Origin of the sequence: Streptomyces sp. NPDC051582, from assembly GCF_040681715.1 — a bacterium.
Lineage (GTDB): Bacteria > Actinomycetota > Actinomycetes > Streptomycetales > Streptomycetaceae > Streptomyces.
In genome coordinates this window covers 1-19,816 of record NZ_JBFAZJ010000036.1, presented here as the reverse complement: position 1 = coordinate 19,816, position 19,816 = coordinate 1, and the positions used below count along the sequence as shown (strand labels likewise).

The following is a 19,816-nucleotide window of genomic DNA, read 5'->3' as shown; positions in this document are numbered from 1 at the left end:
CGCCGCAGGAGCACGAACGAGGGGCGGTACCCGGTGAACTGGCTCATCCACGACTACCGCGAGAGCGATCTCGCGGCCGTAGTCCACCTCATCGACACCACGGCGGAACTCGGCCAGGAGTCGGTCTTCTCACTCGCCGAGTGCATCAGCGCCCTCACCGACCGGCAGCCCTGCGTGGTCGCCGTCCACCAGGGCGTCCCCATCGGCACGGCCCTCGCCTGCGTCACCGGCGAGCGCGCCTGGGTCATGCGGATCGCGATCGCCGCCGGCTGGCGCGGCCGGGGCCTGGCCAGCGCCCTCCTCGTCGAGTTGGAGCGGCGGCTGATCGCGGCCCGGGTCGGGCGCATCGCGTACGTCCTGCCCGAGGAGGACCTGCTCGGCGAGGGCCTGCTCAACGCCGGGTACACGCGCCAGCCCGCCGTCGCCTACTTCGAGAAGACCGAACCGCTGCACGGACCGGCGGCGGGCCTGCTCGACGACCTCGGCGGCCGCTTCCTCCAGGGCGACCTGTGGACCAAGGTCGCCGGCATGGAGCACGAGAAGGACCTCATAGAACGGCGGGTGGTCCTGCCGCTCGCCGAGCCCGAGCGGGCCGCCGCGCACGGGGTGCGGCCGCCGCGCGCCATCACCCTCTTCGGCCCGCCCGGCACCGGCAAGACCACCTTCGCCCGGGCGATCGCCTCCCGGCTCGGCTGGCCCTTCGTGGAACTGCTGCCCTCGCGCCTCGCCGACGAGGGCAACCTCGCCGCCGCCCTGCGGGACGCGTTCGCCCGGATCGCCGAGCTGGAGCGGGTCCTCGTCTTCATCGACGAGGTCGAGGAGATCGCGCCCGTACGCACCGAGCCCGCGCAGCCCGGCGGGATACACGGGGTCACCAACGAGCTGCTGAAGCTGATCCCCGGGTTCCGCGAGGGCGACGAGCGGCTCCTGGTGTGCGCCACCAACTCCGTCCGTTCCCTTGACCCGGCGTTCCTGCGGCCCGGGCGCTTCGACTACCTGATCCCGATCGGCACCCCGGACGCCGGGGCGCGGGCCGCGATCTGGTCCCGCCACACGGCGGGCCGCACCGACGTGGAGGTGGCGGCGCTGGTGGCGGCGAGCGAGCTGTTCACCCCGGCCGACATCGAGCACGCGGCGCGGATCGCGGCGCAGGTCTCCTTCGAGCGGGACTTGGAGGCGGTGGGCGCGCGCGGGGCGGCAGCGGCGCAGCCCGGCGCCTCCACGCGGGACTACCTGGCGGCGATCGCGCAGTGCAGGCCGACCGTGACCCCTGCGATGACGGGCGAGTTCGAGGCGGACATCACCGCCCACGCCCGCTTCTGAGCGGCCTGCCACGGACGGGTCGAGCGGGGCGGCCCGCAGCCGGACGAGGCGTGCACGACGCCTGCGGCCCCTAGGGGGTGCCCGCGCAGCGGTACGTGAACTGCGTCGCCGCGGTGCGCTGCGCGGGCGAGACCAGCTGGAGCTTGGCCTCCGCCGCGTACGTGCCCCGGCCCTGGAAGGTCCACAGCAGGTGCAGCCGGGCCTCCTTCCGCCCGCTCGGCACCCGCTCGGTGAGCTGCTCCGACTGCGTGCCGTCGGAGCGGATCCACCGGTACGTGAGGGTCCCGGCCCGCCCGTTGGTCCGTACGACGGCCACCACGTCGGCGGTCGAATCGCAGCCGGGACCCTGCGGGTCGGCGGTCGCGACCGTCACCCCCCGTACGTCGATGGCCGGGCCGTACCGCTGCCAGGCCAGGTACGCGAGCACCGCGAGCAGGATCACGACGGCCAGCGTGTACCGGCGCCACTCCCCGGACCGGCGGCGCACCACCGGCTCCGCGACCACCGGGAACGGGGCCGGCACGGCGGCCGTCACTCCGGGCCCGAAGCGCAGGACCGAGCCCTCGACCCGGTCGGGCACGGCGTCCCGCGGCTCGACCCGGGTCTGCTGCGCCGTCTGCTGCTCCGTCTGGTGGGCCGTCTGCTGCGGACCGCTGAACCAGTGGCTGCCGAGGACGGTGGCGCTGTAGTCGTCGTCGCTGTTGCTGTCGCTCATGTGATCGTGCACCGCCTGATGAAGACCTGGCTGGTCGAGGAACCGTTGCCGGCGGCGGGCCTGGTCGTGGCGCGCACGCCCCAGTAGCAGCCCGCGCCCGAGAAGGTGTGGGTCTTGACGAGCGGCGCCGCGGCGCCCGGCTGGTACGTGAGGGTGTCCGCGGCGCCGTCCGCCTTGCCCAGCCGGCCCTCCACGTCACCCGTGAACCATTCGAGAACCACCGTCACCGGGGCGGTGCCCTTCGCATCGACGCTCACGGTCGCCTGGCCGACGGAGATTCCCGTCTGGCGGATGGTGACGGACACCGCGCCGACGACCACCGTCGGCTTCGGCGAGGGCGGCGCCGTGGTGGGCGGTGCAGTGGTCGGAGCGGTGATCGTGGGCGTCGTCGTCGGTGAGTAGACCGGGCTCGGAGTGGACGAGGGCGACGCCGACGGGGACAGGGAGGCGGAGGGGGAGGGGGAGGCGGACGGGGAGGGGCTCGCCGACGCGCTCGGTCCCGGCACCGGCGCAGGGCCCGTACCGCCCGGGCTCGCGCTCGACGTCGCGAAGGCGTTCAGCGCGGCGGCCCCGCCGGCCTCCCCGCCCGCCGCGCTGTAGGTGAGCGCCGTCAGCACGCCGAGGACCAGGGCCACCCCGCCCGCGATCAGCCCGCGCCGGCCCGGCGCCCAGCGCGAGGGCGGCGTGATCATGGTCGTCGCCACCGCGGTGGTCCCCGCGGCCGGAGCGCCCGCGGAGGGGAACAGCAGCGGCAGCAGCGCGGCGAGGGCCGCCAGCTTGCGCTGCCCGCGCTCCTCCCAGTCGGCCCCGTACGCGGCGAGCGCCACGCCCTCCAGCTCCGCCACGAACGCCTCGGCGTTCTCCGGCCGCTGCTCCGGGGCCTTGGCCAGACCCCGCCGGATCAGCGGGCGGACCGGCTCCGGGGCCTCGGTCTCCGGGACCGGAGCCTCGATGTGCTGGACCGCGAGCTCCGCGAAGTTCTCGCCGGCGAACGGCTTGCGGCCGGTCAGGCACTCGAAGAACGTCGCCGTCGCCGCGTACACGTCCGCCGCGGGCGAGGCGGGCCGGCCCTGCCACTGCTCGGGGGCCATGTACGCCGGGGTGCCGGCCACCCCGGGCGTCGTACCGCGGCGCGCCGCGATCCCGAAGTCCACCAGCTTCGACGAGCCGTCGGCGGAGACCAGTACGTTCTCGGGCTTGTAGTCGCGGTGGACCACGCCCGCCCGGTGGGCGGCCGCGAGGCCCAGCAGCGATCCCTTCAGCACCACGAGCGCGGCCTCGGGGTCGGCCTGACCGGCCTGTTTCAGCAGGGCGCGCAGGGAGATCCCGTCGACCAGCTCCATCACGATGGCGGCGCCGCCGGGACCCGCCGTGTGCTCGACGTATTCGTACAACCGGACCACGTACGGGGTGTCCAGCCCGCCCAGGAGGCGGGCCTCGGCCCGGAACTCCGCGACGAAAGCCGGGTCCTCGCGCAGTCGGTCGCTCAGGTACTTCACCGCGACCGGCGTGCCCGTCGCCTCGTGGACGGCGAGGACCACGCGGCCGCTGCCGCCCGAGCCGAGCTCGCGGACCTGCGCATAGCCGGGCACCGTCCACGCGTTCTTCATCGTCATGCCCCCGTCCCCGTCCCAGTCCCCGTACTCGTACCCGTGTCCCCGTCGGCCGCGGCCCCGGGCGGCCCGCTCGTGCCGAGCGGCCACACCCAGGGACACGGTTTCCGCCACGGCCGGTTCCCCACGGCGCGGAGCATTTCACAAGGTGGTCGGGGTGGATTTACGGGGGTTGTACACGGGTTCTCAGGGGATCACGCCGCGGCCGCCGCCGCGCCGATCATGGTGTGCAGCCGGTCGGCCGCCGCCCTCCCGAAGCCCGGGTCGTTGATGTGGGTGTCGTAGTCGTAGAGCCGGGCGGAACTGCCCCGCAGCCCCTCGCGCAGTGCCGAGAACAGGGCCCGGTCCGCGTTCGGGTCGTGGTAGGTGCCGCCCGGGGCGCCGAGCGTGGACAGCCCGCGGAGCGGGACGCAGACGGCCGTGGGGCCGGTGGCGACGCGGAGTTTGGCGGCGACCCGGCGGCCGAGCTCGGCGCACTCGGCGGGGGTCGTACGGACCACCGTGATCGACGGGTTGTGGACGTGGACCCGGCGGTAGCGGGCCCGTTCGGGCAGGGTCTCCAGCGGGCCGAACTTGACCATGTCCAGCGCCCCCAGGCTCACCACCTGCGGGACCCCGGCCCGCCCGGCGGCGCTGAGCCGGTCGGGGCCGGCGGTGAGGATGCCGCCGCACAGGTCGTCGGCGAGCTCGCTGAGGGTGAGGTCCAGGACGCCGGCGAAGATGCCCTGGCCGGCCAGGGTCTCCAGGGTGCGGCCGCCGGCGCCGCTGACGTGGAAGACGAGCACCTCGTAGCCCAGTTCGGTCAGCCTTTCACGGGCGGCGTCCACGCCGATCGTGGTGACGCCCGCCATGCTCGCCGCGATCAGCGGGCGGGAGCCGGCGCCGAGGCGGGCCGGGCGGCGCAGTTCCCGCGAGGACCGCTGGAACGCCTTGGCCATTCCGGCCGCCGCCTCGACCGCGTTCGCCATGACCGGCGCGGAGATGCTGTTGATCCCCGCGATGTCCACGACGCTGTACATCATCGTGATGTCCGAGGATCCGACGTACGGGGCCACGTCCCCGGACGCCATGGACGAGACCATCAGCTTCGGCACGCCCAGGGGCAGTGCGCGCATCGCCCGGGTGGCGATGGAGGTGCCGCCGCTGCCGCCTATGGCGAGCACCGCGTGCAGCCGGCCTTCGGCGTGCAGGCGTAACAGCGTCGCCTCCGCACCCTTGGCCATCGTCGTCACGGCCGCGCCCCGGTCGGCGGCCGCGCGCAGTTGCGACAGTTCCGCCCCCGCTGCCCGGGCGACCGCTTCGCGCGGTACGTCCGCGGGCACGCGGGGAGCGCCCATGATTCCTGTGTCGACCATGATCACTTCGACGCCGGTGCGCAGCAGCCTCTCGCGCAGCCAGCCGTACTCGACACCCTTGGTGTCCAGGGTTCCCACCAGCACGACGTTCGTCATATGTGCAATGTCCATGCAGGTGGGGTTTGTTGGCAAGTCAAGGTCGGGTCAATCCAACGGCAGTCCCAACAGCCTCTCCAGGAAAGGAATTTGAGAGGGAATCAGCTTGGTTTTGGCCACGGGGGGAGTGAACCAGGCCACCCGGTCCAGCTCGGGGAATTCCTGGGTCCGGCCCGAGTGCGGAGGCCACTCCATCGTGAAGGTCCCGGGCACCATGAGCGCCGGATCCAGGTCCGCCCGTACCGCCCAGATCGTCACCAGCTTGCCGTTCGGGATCCGCAGTTCTCCCAGCGGGAGGTACGGTCCCTCCGGCGGCGGCAGGCCGATCTCCTCGGTGAACTCCCGGCGGGCCGCGGCGATCGGGGTCTCGTCCTCCTCGTACTCGCCCTTGGGGATGGCCCAGGACCCGTCGTCCTTGTGCTCCCAGAACGGGCCGCCCATATGGCCGAGGAGCACCTCGATGCCCCCGTCGGGCGGGTCGGCGGGCCCGGGGGCCGGGCGGAACAGGAGCAGTCCGGCGCTGCGCTTTTGCGTCATACGTCCATGCATGCCCCGCGCGCGGGCCGCTCAGTGATCGTGCGGGCCCTGCCGGTGCACCGGACCGTGCGCGTCCGCGCAGTGCGGGTCGGCCGGGTCCTGTCCCGGACGCCCGACCGTGAGCAGGGCTTCCTGTGCGTGGTCCACCTGGAGGGTGGTGTGCGTGATCCCGTACTCCTTCTCCAGCAGCCGCTCCAGATCGCGGCGTACGGCGTGGCAGTCGCCGGCCGGCTCGACCAGGACGTGCGCGGAGAGCGCCGCCTGCCCGGAGGTGATGGTCCAGATGTGCAGGTCGTGCACCTCGGTGACCGGCGGGTGCCCGACGAGGCGGTCGCCGACCGCGTCCGGGTCCATGTGCGCCGGGGCGGCCTCCAGGAAGATCCGCCCGGACTCGCGGACCAGCCCGTAGCCCGCCTTGACCATCAGGACCACGACCACCAGCGTGGCGATCGCGTCGGCCTGGACGAAGCCCGTGGTGAGCACGATCAGACCGGCGACTGCGGTGCCGATGAAGGCGAACAGGTCGTTCAGGACGTGCTGGTAGGCGCCCTCGACGGCGAGCGAGGAGCGGTTCGCCTTGGAGATGCACCAGGCGGCGGCCACGTTCACGACGATGCCCGCGAGAGCCGTCACGAGGACCAGCCCGCCCGCCACGGGAGGCGGGTCGAGCAGCCGCCGGACCGCCTCGTACGCCAGCCAGAGGGCGAGCAGGAGCAGGGTGAGCCCGTTGGCCTGGGCGGAGAGTATCTCCGCCCGCTTGAGTCCGTACGTGAACCCGCCCCGCGCCGGGCGGGCCGCGAGCCGCATCGCGATCAGTGCGAGCACGATCGAGACGGCGTCGGTCAGCATGTGGGCGGCGTCGGAGATCAGCGCCAGCGACTGGGCCACGACGCCGATGACGACCTCGACGGCCATGAACGTGCCGATGAGGCCGAGCGCGATGGCCAGCCAGCGGCGGTCGGCGTCCGCGGAGACCCCGTGGCCGTGCCCGGCGTGCCCGCCGTGATCGCCGTGCCCGCCGTGATCGTGGCCCGCGGCGTGGCCGTGCTCGTCGTGCGCGTGGTCGTGCCCACTCATGGCGTCCCCCGTGTGTTCGGTTCCGACGCGTGAAGTGAAGCGCACCGTGACGCAATGGGCAAAGGCTGCAACGGGGACCGTTGTCATTACCCATAAGAGGCCGCTGACCTGCGGTGATGCAGATCCCTGCCGAGCCGGACGGATCGTGGGAAAATTTGCGCATGGCCCAGCGCCCCGGTGTGCCGACCGCGCCCGAGCTCGTCCTGGAAACCGACGCCGGTACCACCGCGATGGTCCCGGGCCGGACGTACCACGTCGGCCGCGACCCCCTCTGCGAGGTCTGCCTCGACGACGCCCGCGTCTCCTGGCACCACGCGATCCTGCGCCCCGACGGCGACCACTGGACCGTGGAGGACGAGGGCAGCACCAACGGCACCTGGGCCGACGGGCACCGCATCCACGAGTGGAGCGTCGGCGCGGGCAGCGAGCTGCGCTTCGGCAGCGCCGCAGACGGTCCGCGCGCCCTGCTGCTGGGCCCCGCCCCGACCGCCCCCGCCCCGGCCGCCCCCGCGCCCTCCGCCCCGGCCGCCCCCGTCCCCGAGTCCGCCGGAGCCCGGCCGTCCGCCGTGTCCCACCCGTCCCTCACCGGCACCTTCCGCCGGCCCACCACCGTGCGCCCGCTGCCCGCCCGGGCCGCCGTGAGCATCGGCCGCGCCCCCGCCAACGACCTCGTCATCGACGACCTCATCGTCTCCCGCCGCCACGCCGAACTGCGCGCCCTCGCCGACGGCACCTACGAGATCGCCGACCTCGGCAGCCACAACGGCACCTTCCTCAACGGCACCCGCACCGACCGGGCCCCCGTCACCGAGGGCGACGTCATCGGCATCGGCCACACCGCCCTCTGCCTCGTCGGCGACCAGCTCCAGGAGTACGTGGACACCGGCGAGGTCTCCCTCGACGTCCAGGAACTCGCCGTCGCCGTCGACCACGGCCGCAAGACCCTCCTCGACCACGTCTCCTTCCCCGTCGGCGCCAAATGCCTGCTCGCCGTCGTCGGCCCCAGCGGAGCCGGCAAGTCCACCCTCCTCGGCGCCCTCACCGGACTGCGCCCCGCCGACCACGGCACCGTCCTCTACGACGGCCGCGACCTCTACCGCGACTACGCCGAGCTGCGCAGCCGCATCGGCCTCGTCCCCCAGGACGACATCCTGCACGCCCAGCTCACCGTCCGCCGCGCCCTCACCTACGCCGCAGAACTGCGCTTCCCGCAGGACACCGCCGCGGCCGAACGCCAGGCCCGTGTCGACGAGGTGATCGGCGAACTCGGCCTCGGACAGCGCGCCGACCAGCCCATCCACAGCCTCTCCGGCGGCCAGCGCAAACGCGTCTCCGTCGCCCTGGAGCTGCTCACGAAGCCGTCGCTCCTCTTCCTCGACGAACCCACTTCCGGGCTCGACCCCGGCATGGACCGCTCGGTCATGCACATGCTGCGCGGCCTCGCCGACGACGGCCGCACCGTCATCGTCGTCACCCACAGCGTGCTCAGCCTCGACGTCTGCGACCGGCTGCTGGTCCTCGCCCCGGGCGGGCGCATCGCGTACTTCGGGCCGCCGGGGGAGACGCTCGCCTTCTTCGGCTTCGACCAGTGGCCCGAAGCCTTCGAAGCCTTCGAGAACGAGCGGGACCGCGACTGGGCGGGGGAGTACCTCGCCTCCCAGCAGCACCGCACGTACGTACGGAACGCCGCACGGCAGCCCCGGCAGGAGGAGGACCGGTCCAAGGCGGCGGACTTCGTCGCCCCGCCGCCCAAGGCCCAGAGCTGGGGCTCCCAGCTCTCCACGCTGATGCGCCGCTACGCCGCCGCGCTCAGCGCGGACCGCACGTTCCTCGCGATCATGATCGCGCTGCCGTTCGTCATGGGCGCCATGGCCCGGGCCCTCGCCGGCAGCGCCCTCACCGCGGAGACCGCGATCAACGCCCTGCTCATCCTGTGCGTGGGCGGCGTGCTGACCGGCGCCGCCAACGCCGTGCGCGAGCTGGTCAAGGAGCGCGTCATCTACCAGCGGGAACGGGCCGTCGGCCTGTCCAGATCCGCCTACCTGATGTCGAAGGTGCTGGTGCTCGGCGCCGTCACCGTCGCCCAGGCCGTGGTGCTGACGCTCGTCGGCCTCTACGGGGTCGATACGAACGCACCGGGCGGCAAGGGCGTCTTCATGCCGCCCCTCGTCGAAATCACCCTCGCCGTCGCCCTGCTGTCCTTCACCGCGATGATGCTGGGCCTGCTGGTCTCCGCCCTGGTCCGCAAGGAGGAGGTCACCATGCCGTTGCTGGTCCTCCTCGCCATCGTCCAGGTGGTGTTCTGCGGGGCCCTGCTCCAGCTCGACGGCGTACCGGTGATCGGACAGCTGGCCTGGCTGGTGCCCTCCCGGTGGGCGCTCGGCGCCATGGCGGGCACCATCGACCTCGGCGCGATCGTGCCCGGGAAGCTCACCGACGACCCGCTCTTCGCGCACAGCCCCGGGGTGTGGCTGCTGGACATGGGGATGCTGGTCGCCCTGTCCGTCCTGTTCGGGGTGCTGGTCCTGCGGCTGCTGCGCCGCCACGAGCCCGCGATCATGCGGAAGTAGCCGCCGATGACCACCACGGCCGGTCCCGCCGACTTCCACCCCACCCACGTGGTCCCCCGGGAGGGTCTGCCCGCATGGGAGGGGCCCGACGTCTCCCGGCCCACCGTGGCCCTGGACCCCTTCCTGCCCGTACGACTGCTGGCCCGGCGCGGCGAGTGGGGGGAGGTCCTGTGCGCCAACGGCTGGTCCGCCTGGGTGGACGGGCGGCTGCTGGTCCCCGTGCCCGAGCCTGCGCCGGCCGGCGGGCGGCCGACGGCGCGCGCCGAGGACCCCTTGCCGCTGCTCGCGCGCACCGCCGAGGCCCTGGAGCGCTACCGGCAGGCCGCCGGGGAGCTGGCCTCCGGGCGCACCGGAGCGGATGACTTCCGGCAGGCCGTCCGGGGGCTGCGGGCGGGCATCGTGGTCGACGGGGAGTCCGTCTGGCTGTACGAGGAGGACTCCGGGCGCTGGACGTACGGGGACGGCGCCGGCTTCGTGACGTACGCGGTCGACGAGGGCCCCGGGGTCCCGTCGGAGCCACCGTCTTCGGAGCCACCGTCTTCGGAGCCACCGTCTTCGGAGCCGCACCACGCGGCGCCGCCGCAGCCGTCGGAGCCGCAGCACTCCGGGTCCGAGTCGCCGACGCCGCCGGCCGGACACGAGCCCACGCGGATCGTGACCCCGCCCGAGGGCGGGGGCGGGCCGTGACGGCCGCCGGGTCCCCGGGCGGGCGCCCCTGCGATCTGCGCGGGAAGCGGATCGCCGGATACCTGGTGGAGAGCGAGATCGGCCGCGGCGGCATGGCGGTCGTCTACCTGGCCCGCGACCTGCGCCTGGACCGACCGGTCGCCCTCAAGCTGCTGGCCCCCGAACTCGCCCGCAACGACGTCTTCCGGCAGCGCTTCGCCCACGAGTCGAAGGTCGCCGCGGCCATCGACCACCCGCACATCGTGCCGGTGTTCGAGGCGGGCGAGACCGACGGACTGCTGTACATCGCGATGCGCTACGTCCCCGGCCAGGACCTGCGGGCCCTGCTGGACCGCACCGGGCCGCTGGCGGTGGAGACCGCCGCCCGCATCGCCGGACAGGTGGCCTCCGCGCTGGACGCGGCGCACGCCCACGACCTGGTGCACCGGGACGTGAAACCGGGGAACATCCTGGTCGCGGAGGGGACGGACAGCGAGCACCCCGAGCACGTGTACCTCACGGACTTCGGGCTGACGAAGAAGTCGCTCTCGCTGACCGGGTTCACGAGCGTCGGGCAGTTCGTCGGCACCCTGGACTACGTGGCGCCCGAGCAGATCTCCGGCAAGCCGGTCGACGGCCGCTGCGACGTCTACAGCCTGGGCTGCGTCGTCCACGAGACGCTGACCGGGAGCCCGCCCTTCCGGCGGGACGACGACATGGCACTGCTGTGGGCCCACCAGTTCGATCCGCCGCCCCCGGTCAGCTCACTGCGGCCCGGGCTGCCGGCCGCCGTGGACGAGGTGCTGGCCAAGGCCCTGGCCAAATCCCCGGAGGACCGGTGGAACAGCTGCCTGGAATTCACGGGGGCACTGCGCCGCGCCGGCGCGGCGGCGGCCCCGCTGCCCGGCGCCCTGCCTCCGCCGCCGCGCTGGGCACTGCCGGTGTTCCGGGAGGAGGACCCCGGCTGACGGCCGGTCATCCGGCTGACCGGTCATCCTCCGGCGGCCGCGGGCGGCTTCTCGACGAGACCGCGCCGGTGCACGGGCCGGGCCAGGAGCGCGCCGAGGAATCCTGCGAGGGCGCCCCAGAGCAGGGCGAGGCCCACGTTGCGCCACAGCACCGGGCGCAGCTCCGCGGCGCCCCCGAGCCCGCCGGCGTCCCCGATGCCCAGCAGCGACAGGCCGAACCGGGCCTGGACTCCGGCCAGCAGGCACACCACCAGGGTGGCGAGGGCGAGGGCGACGCCCAGGTGCAGCGCGTGCTGCCAGGCGCGGACGCCGGCCGGGGAGCGCACGGCGGCCAGGAAGCCCGTACCGAGCAGCAGGACGGCGGCGACGGCCACCAGCCACCAGGCGCGGGAGTCGTGCTCGGCGAGCGAGGCCACGTCGACCCGCGACAGGTCGGGCCCGCGCAGCACCTCGTCCAGCAGCCGGGGCACCGGCAGCCCGAACGGCCCCTGGGCCCTGCCCTCCCAGGCCCCGCCGAATCCCACGGTGAGCGCGGGCCAGGCCAGGTTGGGCAGGCCCAGCAGGATCACCGCGAAGGTCCGGTCCGCGTGCCCCCGGGTGGCGGCCACCACCAGACCGACGCCGATGCCGATGACCACGTACGCGAGGAGCAGCGCCACGGTGGCGAAGGCGGCGGGCCGCACCGCCGTGTGGAAGCGGACCAGCCCCGCCGGGAGGGGGGCGCGGCGCGAGACCAGCAGGGCGATCAGCAACAGGCCCAGGATCCACAGCAGTCCGAAGCCGAGGGTCGCGGGCAGGGCGGCCCGGAAGCCTGCCGTCGGGGAGACGTCGAGCAGTTCGCCGAGGTCGGCGATCGGCGAGTCGCCCGTGGCGATCGCGAAGCTCTGGCGGGCCAGGAGCGCGGCGCCGGTGAGGGCGAGCAGCCACAGCAGGACCAACGGGCCGGCCCGGGCCAGGAGTTCCCCCGGCCGGGTCACCGCCCGGTTGTGCAGGGGCCGCAGGAACAGGCAGCCCGCCGTGAGGGCCCCGGCGAGGCTCACCGAGAGCGGGAGTACGGACAGGCTCGCGTCGGCCTCGGCCAGGAAGCCGGCCCCGCCCGTCACCTCGACCGATCCGCCGGCCGCCATCACGACGACCGCGGCGACCACCCGGGGGAACGCACCGCCCGGCAGACCGGTCGCGCCCGCGCAGGCCAGACCCGCCGTCGCGACGGCGGCCATCACGGCGAAGCCCGCCACGACGGCGACGAGGGCGTCGCGCCAGGACCGCGCGGAGCCTGCGGACGGCGAGTGCGCCGATGCCGGTCGGGGGGATGACGGACTGCTCACGCTCACGCCGCAACCGTAGGCATGCTCGGCTTGCGGCCACCACCGGGACGACGCACACAATGGTCCGCAGGGACCGGAACTCCGCCGCCTGGAAGAAGAGCCCGTGACCACGCAACCTTCCGGCCCCGGCCAGGAGCCGCAGCGACCCACCGAGTCCGCGCGGCCGCCGGGCCCGCGCCCCACCGGTCCGCCGTCCGGCCCCCTCTCGGGCGGGCGGCAGGGCCCGCCGCCGACTCCACCCGCTCCACCGACCGGGGGCCCGCCGCCAGGACCGCCCCCCGAGGGGCACTGGTGGCGGTCCGTGCCCAGGCTGGCCACCGCTCTCGTCGCGGTGGCCGCCCTCGTGGCCCTGGTGGTGGTGCTGACCCGGCCGAGCGGCTCCCCGTCCGCCCGCGGCGAGGTGTTCCTCCAGCCCGCCTCCGCCACCGGCCCCGACCCCTTCACCGAGTCCACCGCCGCGCGCGAGGCCGTACCGCCGCCGCAGAGCGCGGCTCCGTCACCGCAGGGCGCCACGCCCAGCACCGGCGCCACCGCCACCCGCAGCATCAGCGGTGCGGCGCCCGGCCTGTACGGAGGCACGCAGTCGGTGACGAGCTGCGACGTCGAGAAGCAGATCCGCGCGCTGTCCGCCCAGCCCGCCAAGAACGAGGCCTTCGCCTCGGCGCTGGGCATCCGGCCGCAGTCGGTCCCCGGATACCTGCGCTCGCTCACCCCGGTGCAGCTGCGCACGGACACCCGGGTCACCAACCACGGCTATCGCGACGGCAAGGCCACCGGCTACCAGGCGGTGCTCCAGGCCGGCACCGCGGTCCTGATCGACGACCGGGGGGTGCCGCGGGTGCGGTGCGCCTGCGGAAACCCGCTCGGACCCCCGGTGGCGCTGCCGGCCGACCCGAAGCGGCACGGGCAGCCGTGGAGCTCTTACCGGCCGTCGAACGTGGTGGTCATCGCCCCGTCGGAGCAGGTCGTCCACAAGTTCGTGATCTACGACCACCACGACCGCCGCTGGTTCGAGCGGGACCGGGGCGACCACCAGGGCAAGCACGACAAGCCCGTGCCGCCGCCGGTGCTCCCGCCCGCGCCGGTCACTCCCTCGCACTCCGCCCCCGCGACCTCCACGGCGCCCGCGTCCCCGCCGGCCACCTCGCACTCCCCGGCCGGGGAGGCGCCCGTGTCCTCGCCCCCGCCGGCGTCCCCGCCCCCGTCCGGTCCGTCACCGAAGCACCCGTCGGAGCCTGCGTCCAAACCGGCGTCGGAGCCCGCGTCGAAACCGGCGTCCAGGCCGACGCCCAAGCCCGCATCGAAGGAGGCGTCGAAGCCCGCCTCCGAACCCGCGTCCCAGCCCCCGCCCGGGAGCCCGCCGGACTCCGCCACGCCGTCCGCCCCCGGCACCGCCGAATAGCCGACGGCCGGCTTGTGCGGGCACGCGTACGGGAACGGTGAGACCCTGGCAGCATGGCCGAAAGGGGAGCGAGCCCCGAGGTCGACTGGCCCGCACAGCCGGACATGAGCCTCGCGCTCAACCACATGGGCACCTTCGACTGGGACCTCGACAGTGGGCAGATGCATCTGGATCCCACCGCCCTCGGGGTCCTCGACCTGCGCCCGGAGGAGTTCACCGGAACCCCCGAAGGGCTGCGGGCGCGGGTCCCGCCGGGTGAGGGGGCCAGGCTCGACGCCCGGGTGGCCCAGGCGCTGAAGGACGGCCGCAGCCACTACGGGGCGTACGTACGGACCCGCCTGCGCGACGGGACCCCCGTCTGGACCCACATCCAGGGCCACATCCTGCGCGAGGCGAACGGACGCCCGTACCGGATCATCGGGATCCTGCGCGACGCCGCCCACGACCCGGGCGAGCCCGGCGCCGGCGGGGAGCAGGACGAGGGGCGCCGCCGGATGACCGGGGTCGTCGAGCGGACCAGCGCGATCCTGGCCCACGCCCGCACCGTCAACGACGTGACCGACGTCCTCAAGGACCCCGAGGCGCTCGGGCACCTCGGCGCGGTCAGCGTGATGCTCGGCATCGTCGACGGCGGCCGGATCCACCTCGTCGCGGAGGGCCAGCTCGGCAGTTACGTCCCGGAGATCGAGTACACCCGCATCGACGCGCGGTTCCCGATGAGCGAGGCCGTACGGAACCTCCAGCCGGTGTTCATCGCCTCGCGCGAGGAGTTCCAGCAGCGCTACCCGCAGCTGTGGCCGTACATCGAGCCGCTGTCCGTGCGCAGCGGCGTCTACCTGCCGCTGATCGCCCAGGGCCGGGCCATCGCCGCGCTCGGGCTGCTGTACCGGCGGGACGGGGACTTCACCGCCGAGGAGCGGAACCTGCTCGTCGCACTCGGCAGCGGCATCGCGCAGAGCCTCCAGCGGGCCATCCTCTTCGAGCAGGAGCACGATCTGGCGGAGGGCCTGCAGCGGGCGATGCTGCCGCGCCGGATCCCGGAGGTGCCGGGCGCGCGGATCGCCGTACGGTACCGGGCCGCCCGGATGGGGCGGGACATCGGCGGCGACTGGTACGACGTGGTCCAGCTCGGCGAAGGACGCGTCGGGGTGATGATCGGCGATGTGGAGGGGCACGATACGGACGCCGCGGCCGTCATGGGCCAGCTGCGGATCGTCCTGCGGGCCTACGTGTCCGAGGGGCACACTCCCGGCACGGCCATGGCCCGGGCCTCGACCTTCCTGCGGGAGCTGGAGACGGAGCGGTTCGCCACCTGTACCTACGCCGAGGTGGACCTGAACACCGGCATGCTCCAGCTGGTGCGCGCCGGACACCTCGACCCGGTGGTGCGGCGCGGCGACGGCAGCTGCCACCGCATCCCCGTGGCCGGCGGGCTCCCGCTCGGGCTGCCGCCGCGCGAGGGGTCGGGGGCGGGCGCCGGCTATCCCGTGACCAGCCTCGAACTGCACCCCGGGGACACCCTGGTGCTGTGCACGGACGGCCTGCTGGAGCGGCCGGGCGGCGCCCCCGGGGCCGGAATGCAGGAGCTCATGGAGGCGGTCCGCGGCGGGCCCGTGGACGTCGAGGAGCTCGCCGACGTGCTGTGCGACCTCGTCGGCGACGCGGGCGCCGGCGACGACATGGCCCTGCTCCTGCTGCGCCGCCGCGGCACCCCCGCCCCGCGCGGCGGCGGCCCGCTGCGCCTGCCGCTCACCCCGGGCGATCCCGACGGACCGGCGATGGCCCGCCACCTGATCCGCGCGGCGGTGGCCGCGTGGGGCGCCGGGGACCGGGCCGACGAGATCGAACTGGCGGCGGACGAGCTGATGACCAACGCCCTCGTGCACACGGACGGCGGCGGCCACCTCAACGTACGGCTGACCTCGGAGGGCCGGATCCGGATCGAGGTCGAGGACGCCAGCAGCGCCCTGCCGCGCCGGCGCGAGGCGGGCGACTGGGCGGTGTCGGGACGCGGGCTGCTGCTGGTGGACCGACTGGCCGAGGAGTGGGGCGTGGAGCCCCGGGGCGGCGGCAAGAGCGTGTGGTGCGAGTTCGCCGTACCGGGGCGTGGGGCGGCGCCGTGAGCGGCGGGGCGGCCGGGGTCAGACCGACGCGTACGGGCCCTGCTCCGCCTTCGCGGTCTGCATGGCCGTCAGCTTGCGGACGAAGACGATGGCGAGGACGGCCGCGGCGACCGTGAGCAGGTCGCAGACCATCCCCACGGAGGACGCGTCGCGCAGGGCCTCGGGGGTCTCGGCCCGCCCGTACAGGGTGCTGAACAGGCGGTCCGACAGCGCCGAAAGGACCCACACGGCCCACCAGGCGTTCACGGGCGCGGCGGAGACCTCGCGGAGCGAGCCGTCCGGTGCGAACCGGGTGCTGGCGGTCCAGATCTCCTTGGCCGTCCGGTACGGCAGGAACAGGTTGCCGATCGGGATGAACCAGCCCCCGATGGCCCAGCCGCGGGTCTGGGAGAAGACGTCGGGACGCATGATCTCGCCGTTCACACGGACGCGGTGGAACCAGATGATGAAGACGACCGCCGTCGCCAGCAGGATCACGACCTGGAGCCCGCCGGCGATGCCGGTGAGGATGTCCGAGCGGTCGAGCGCGTCGTCGCCGACGCCCGCCGGATCGGCGATCACGCGCCGCATGAGCGAGTGGACGTACCCGCTGACGGCCGCCGAGAACAGGTTGACCGCGGCCGCGACCCCGAGCAGTACGCAGACGGCGAGGGCCAGGCCGCGCGGGGAGCGCAGCACGTCGGCGGGGGGCCGGGGCGCGGCGTACGGCATACCGGGGTACGGGGCGGCGGGGTACGGGGCGGCGGGGTGGCCGGGCTGGGGCCCGCCGGCGTACGGCGGGCCGGGGTAGGGCTGGCCGGGGTAGGGCTGAGCCGGGTACGCCGGAGGCGGAGGCGGAGGCGGAGTCGGCGGGCCCTGCGGCTCGTTGAAGGACATGCGGTGTGTACCCCCCACGGGAACATGCGATTGAGCTGCGGGTGCCCGCTGACCTGCGGCGAGCACGCTCGAACCTTGCCAGCCCGGCATGCGGCGGCCAAATCCTTATCCGGAGCCGGACGGCGGGCGAATGGCTGAATCCTCGGGGAACGGACGGTCGTGCCCGTCCCGGGCGGGCCGAGTGGCCGATCCTGCCTGGGTGCTGAGCCTGCGTCCGCTGCTGCCCGTCCTGCTCGCCGTCGTCCTCGTCGCCCCGGCCCCCGCGCTCGCCGCCGCTCCCGCGCAGGCCGCGGCCGCGGGTCCCGACGGGATCGAGACCGCCCGGACCGGCCGGCAGATCGCCCCCGGGATCCGGCTGGAGTCGTACGACCGGCTGGAGGCCGACCGCTGGCTGCGGATCGACGAGCTCCTCGTCGACCTCGGGGGGAGCGCCGGGGTGCGCGCCGAGTACCTGGGCGGCCGCGGCCCGGCCACCGTCGCCGAGTCCGCCGCCGGCCACCCCGCGGGGCCCGGGCGGCGCGTGGTCGCCGCCGTCAACGGCGACTTCTTCGACATCCGGGGTACGGGCGCACCGCTCGGCCCGGGACTGGGCCGCGGCCGGCTGCTGCACTCCGCGGGCCCCGGCCCGGCCGCGGCCCCGGCCGTCGCGTTCGGCGCGGACGGCACCGGCCGGGTCCTGCGGATCGGGCTCGACGGGAGCGTCACCCTGCCCGGTGGGGCGGTGCGCCCGCTGGCCGGATACAACGCGGCCCGGTCGGCCGCCGGGGGCCTTTCCGCGTACACCGCCGACTGGCCGGGGACGCGGCTGCCCGAGCTGGGTACCGCCGTGGCGCTCCGGGACGGCCGGGTCACGGCCGCCGCCCCCGCCGCCCCCGTGGCGGCCCCGCGGACGGGCGCGCCGGTCCGCCGGGGGCGTCCGGAGCCCGGTACGACCCTGCTGGCGGCGGCCGCGGGGGACGTGGCCGCCGCCGCCGAACTCGCCGCCCTGCGGCCCGGGGACGCCGTGGCCGTCGCCGCCCGGGCCGTCGCGGGCGGCGGACCGGGCCCGGTGGCGGCCGTCGGCGGGCGCGAGGCCCTCGTCGTGGCCGGCGTCCCGCAGGACCACGACGGCGAACCGAACAACACCGCCGCCCCGCGCACGGCCGTCGGGTTCTCGCGGGACGGGCGGCGGATGCGGATCCTCGCCGTGGACGGCCGCCAGCGGGACAGCGGCGGCCTCACCCTGACCGCGCTGGGCGCGCTGATGCACCGGCTGGGCTCGTACGAGGCCCTGAACCTCGACGGCGGCGGCTCCACCACCCTGCTCGCCGGGCTGAGCGGGGCGAAGGACCTGGCCCTGGAGAACGCCCCTTCGGACGGACGGCTCCGGCCCGTGGCGAACGGGCTGGTCCTCACGGCGCCGGCGGGCTCCGGGCGGACCGCCGGGTACCGGGTCGAACCCGTCGGCGGCACCGCCGAGGAACTCACCCGGGTCTTCCCCGGGCTCACCCGGAGCCTCGCGGCCACCGGGTACGACGCCCTGCTGGGCCCGGCCCAGGGAGCGCCGGTGTGGTTCGGGGAGGGGGCGGGCACGGTCGGTTCGGACGGGGTGTTCCACGCCGTGCGCCCCGGTCGTGCGACGGCGCACGCCCGGCGCGCGACGGCGCACGGCGCGCTCCCACTCACAGTGCTCGGTCCGCTGACCCGCATCCGGCCCACCCAGCCCCGGATCGGGTTCGCGGCGCAGGGGGAGAAGGCGGGATTCCGGCTGACCGGGTACGACGCGCAGGGCGCGGCCGCGGTCGTGGAACCCCGGGACGCGGCCCTGGAGTTCGACCGGTCGCGGTGGAGCGTCGCCGATGACGGACGGGGCGGCTTCACCGTCACCGCGCTCGTCCCCCGGGCCACGGGCCACCTCCGTGCCGCGGTCGGCGCCGCCCGCGTGGAGATCCCGCTCGGCGTCGGGTCCGTCACGCTGCCCGTCACCGATCTGGCCGACGTCGGGGACTGGACGGGACCGGGTGCCTCCGTGGCCGAGGGGCATCCGGGGGCAGGCCTCGCCCTGGAGCTGCCCGGGGCCGGGGCACGGGGCAGCGCCGCCCCGCCGCGGCCCCTGCCCGTGCCGGAGCTGGCCCGTTCGCTCACGCTCTGGGTGGGCGGCGACGGCTCCGGGGCCCGGCCCGCCGTCGAACTGGCCGACGCGGACGGGGCCGCCGTCACGGTGCCCGGGCCCGCCGTGGACTGGACCGGCTGGCGGGAGGTCACCCTCGCGCTCCCCGCCACCGCGCGGCCGCCGTTCACCGTGACCCGGCTCTCGGCGGTCGGGGGTACCGGTCCCGGACGGCTCGCGCTCGACACGCTCGGCGCCCGGACCCCGCCCACCGGACCCGCCGCCGGGCCCGTGGTCCGGGATCCGATGGTGGCCGGCGAGGCCGTGGTCCGGGCGCGGCCCTGGCGGTTCGCCGTCGGGGAAGGCGGCCCCGGCGCCGACTTCGTGCTGACCGGCACCGGCCGGCGGCCCGCCTTCGTGCACCGCGGCGTACGGTTCCTGCCGCTCGACACCGCCGAGCCCACCTTGGCGGGCGGCGGTCTGTCCCGGATGCGGGCCCTGCGCGAGGCTCTGGCGGCGGCCGCCCGGGAGCCGGCGACGGGCGCGCTGGCCGTCGTACGGACGTATGCGCCGGGCACCGTGGACCGCAAGGAATCGGCCCTGACGGACCGGCTGCTCGCCGAGTTCCACCGCGCCACCGGCAAACGCGCCGCCGTCCTCACCCTCGCCGCCCCGGAGTTCGCGGCCACCCGCTCCGAGGGGGTCCTGTCCGTCGCCGCCCCGCGCACCGGTCGGACCCTGGTGGGAGTGGACGCCTTCGCCCGCGGCGACTGGCTCGCCGTCCGGCACGGGCCCTGACCCGAAAGGCGCCCCCTAAAGGGTGTTGCAGAAGGCTGAGTTCCGGGCATTTTCCGTGTATGGGTGGGGTGTTGCGGGTTGAGCCGGTGTGGGTGGAGACGTTCACGGGCTTGCGGATCGACCGGTTCGCGAAGCTGGTGAAGGTGGTGCGGGAGCGGGGCGGGAACGGTCCCGGTGGCGGCCGCCCGTGGTGCCTGCCGCTGGCCGACCGGGTGCTGCTGGTGGCCGTCTACTACCGCACCAACCTCACCATGCGCCAGCTCGCCCCGCTCTTCGGGAT

At 75.0% G+C, this 19,816-nt stretch carries 15 protein-coding genes; 8 read left to right on the top strand and 7 right to left on the bottom strand.

Features of this window, described 5'->3' with window-relative positions; translation table 11 throughout:
• The first annotated feature begins 33 nt into the window (after nucleotides 1–33).
• Nucleotides 34–1,323 carry a bifunctional GNAT family N-acetyltransferase/ATP-binding protein gene (locus AB0M92_RS33300; protein WP_366106080.1) on the top strand — a complete coding sequence of 430 codons (1,290 nt, stop codon included), beginning with the start codon at nucleotides 34–36 and terminating at the stop codon, nucleotides 1,321–1,323.
• Nucleotides 1,324–1,393: 70 nt separating this feature from the next.
• Here AB0M92_RS33300 and AB0M92_RS33295 read toward each other — a convergent pair whose 3' ends face one another.
• From AB0M92_RS33295 to AB0M92_RS33275, 5 genes are all read right to left on the bottom strand, one after another.
• A complete protein-coding gene (locus AB0M92_RS33295) occupies nucleotides 1,394–2,038 on the bottom strand; it encodes a hypothetical protein (RefSeq protein WP_366106079.1) in 645 nt (214 codons plus the stop codon).
• Nucleotides 2,035–3,648, bottom strand: coding sequence for a serine/threonine-protein kinase (locus AB0M92_RS33290; RefSeq protein ID WP_366106129.1), 1,614 nt, complete (start codon nucleotides 3,646–3,648; stop codon nucleotides 2,035–2,037). Before AB0M92_RS33290 ends, AB0M92_RS33295 begins: the two co-directional genes overlap by 4 nt.
• Nucleotides 3,649–3,845: 197 nt before the next feature.
• A complete protein-coding gene (locus AB0M92_RS33285) occupies nucleotides 3,846–5,102 on the bottom strand; it encodes a Tm-1-like ATP-binding domain-containing protein (RefSeq protein ID WP_366106078.1) in 1,257 nt (418 codons plus the stop codon).
• Between the two features lie 48 nt (nucleotides 5,103–5,150).
• On the bottom strand, nucleotides 5,151–5,639 hold the full coding sequence (locus AB0M92_RS33280) for an NUDIX domain-containing protein (protein WP_366106077.1): 489 nt from the start codon (nucleotides 5,637–5,639) through the stop codon (nucleotides 5,151–5,153).
• A gap of 30 nt (nucleotides 5,640–5,669) precedes the next feature.
• Entirely contained in the window at nucleotides 5,670–6,716 is a 1,047-nt protein-coding gene (locus tag AB0M92_RS33275) for a cation diffusion facilitator family transporter (RefSeq protein WP_366106076.1), read from the bottom strand.
• Nucleotides 6,717–6,877: 161 nt separating this feature from the next.
• Between AB0M92_RS33275 and AB0M92_RS33270 the strand changes: the two genes are divergently transcribed.
• From AB0M92_RS33270 to AB0M92_RS33260, 3 genes are read left to right on the top strand one after another with little or no spacing between them, the layout of a single operon-like run.
• Nucleotides 6,878–9,286 carry an FHA domain-containing protein gene (locus AB0M92_RS33270; RefSeq protein ID WP_366106075.1) on the top strand — a complete coding sequence of 803 codons (2,409 nt, stop codon included), beginning with the start codon at nucleotides 6,878–6,880 and terminating at the stop codon, nucleotides 9,284–9,286.
• A gap of 6 nt (nucleotides 9,287–9,292) precedes the next feature.
• Nucleotides 9,293–9,973, top strand: a complete 681-nt coding sequence (locus AB0M92_RS33265; protein ID WP_366106074.1) for a hypothetical protein — start codon at nucleotides 9,293–9,295, stop codon at nucleotides 9,971–9,973.
• Entirely contained in the window at nucleotides 9,970–10,920 is a 951-nt protein-coding gene (locus tag AB0M92_RS33260) for a serine/threonine-protein kinase (RefSeq protein WP_366106073.1), read from the top strand. Before AB0M92_RS33265 ends, AB0M92_RS33260 begins: the two co-directional genes overlap by 4 nt.
• 23 nt (nucleotides 10,921–10,943) lie before the next feature.
• Here AB0M92_RS33260 and AB0M92_RS33255 read toward each other — a convergent pair whose 3' ends face one another.
• A complete protein-coding gene (locus tag AB0M92_RS33255) occupies nucleotides 10,944–12,254 on the bottom strand; it encodes a streptophobe family protein (RefSeq protein WP_366106072.1) in 1,311 nt (436 codons plus the stop codon).
• A 295-nt stretch (nucleotides 12,255–12,549) separates the two neighbouring features.
• Between AB0M92_RS33255 and AB0M92_RS33250 the strand changes: the two genes are divergently transcribed.
• Complete coding sequence (locus AB0M92_RS33250) at nucleotides 12,550–13,650, top strand: DUF6777 domain-containing protein (RefSeq protein WP_366106071.1); 1,101 nt, start codon at nucleotides 12,550–12,552, stop codon at nucleotides 13,648–13,650.
• Between the two features lie 53 nt (nucleotides 13,651–13,703).
• Nucleotides 13,704–15,773, top strand: coding sequence for a SpoIIE family protein phosphatase (locus AB0M92_RS33245; protein WP_366106070.1), 2,070 nt, complete (start codon nucleotides 13,704–13,706; stop codon nucleotides 15,771–15,773).
• Between the two features lie 18 nt (nucleotides 15,774–15,791).
• Here the strand turns inward: AB0M92_RS33245 and AB0M92_RS33240 are convergent, their stop codons facing one another.
• Nucleotides 15,792–16,649: a DUF4328 domain-containing protein gene (locus tag AB0M92_RS33240; protein ID WP_366106069.1), complete on the bottom strand. Its 858-nt coding sequence runs from the start codon at nucleotides 16,647–16,649 to the stop codon at nucleotides 15,792–15,794.
• 199 nt (nucleotides 16,650–16,848) lie between these two features.
• Here AB0M92_RS33240 and AB0M92_RS33235 point away from each other — a divergent pair, with 199 nt between their 5' ends.
• Together AB0M92_RS33235 and AB0M92_RS33230 are read left to right on the top strand one after the other, a co-directional pair.
• Complete coding sequence (locus tag AB0M92_RS33235; protein WP_366106068.1) at nucleotides 16,849–19,536, top strand: phosphodiester glycosidase family protein; 2,688 nt, start codon at nucleotides 16,849–16,851, stop codon at nucleotides 19,534–19,536.
• A 59-nt stretch (nucleotides 19,537–19,595) separates the two neighbouring features.
• On the top strand, nucleotides 19,596–19,816 hold a 221-nt coding region (locus tag AB0M92_RS33230), incomplete at its 3' end, for a transposase family protein (protein ID WP_366106067.1).

Coding starts and splice junctions, on each gene's coding strand:
- AB0M92_RS33295 (WP_366106079.1), bottom strand. CDS start 2,038: ATGAGCGACAGCAACAGCGACGACGACTACAGCGCCACCGTCCTCGGC.
- AB0M92_RS33290 (WP_366106129.1), bottom strand. CDS start 3,648: ATGAAGAACGCGTGGACGGTGCCCGGCTATGCGCAGGTCCGCGAGCTC.
- AB0M92_RS33285 (WP_366106078.1), bottom strand. CDS start 5,102: ATGACGAACGTCGTGCTGGTGGGAACCCTGGACACCAAGGGTGTCGAG.
- AB0M92_RS33280 (WP_366106077.1), bottom strand. CDS start 5,639: ATGACGCAAAAGCGCAGCGCCGGACTGCTCCTGTTCCGCCCGGCCCCC.
- AB0M92_RS33275 (WP_366106076.1), bottom strand. CDS start 6,716: ATGAGTGGGCACGACCACGCGCACGACGAGCACGGCCACGCCGCGGGC.
- AB0M92_RS33270 (WP_366106075.1), top strand. CDS start 6,878: ATGGCCCAGCGCCCCGGTGTGCCGACCGCGCCCGAGCTCGTCCTGGAA.
- AB0M92_RS33265 (WP_366106074.1), top strand. CDS start 9,293: ATGACCACCACGGCCGGTCCCGCCGACTTCCACCCCACCCACGTGGTC.
- AB0M92_RS33245 (WP_366106070.1), top strand. CDS start 13,704: ATGGCCGAAAGGGGAGCGAGCCCCGAGGTCGACTGGCCCGCACAGCCG.
- AB0M92_RS33240 (WP_366106069.1), bottom strand. CDS start 16,649: ATGTCCTTCAACGAGCCGCAGGGCCCGCCGACTCCGCCTCCGCCTCCG.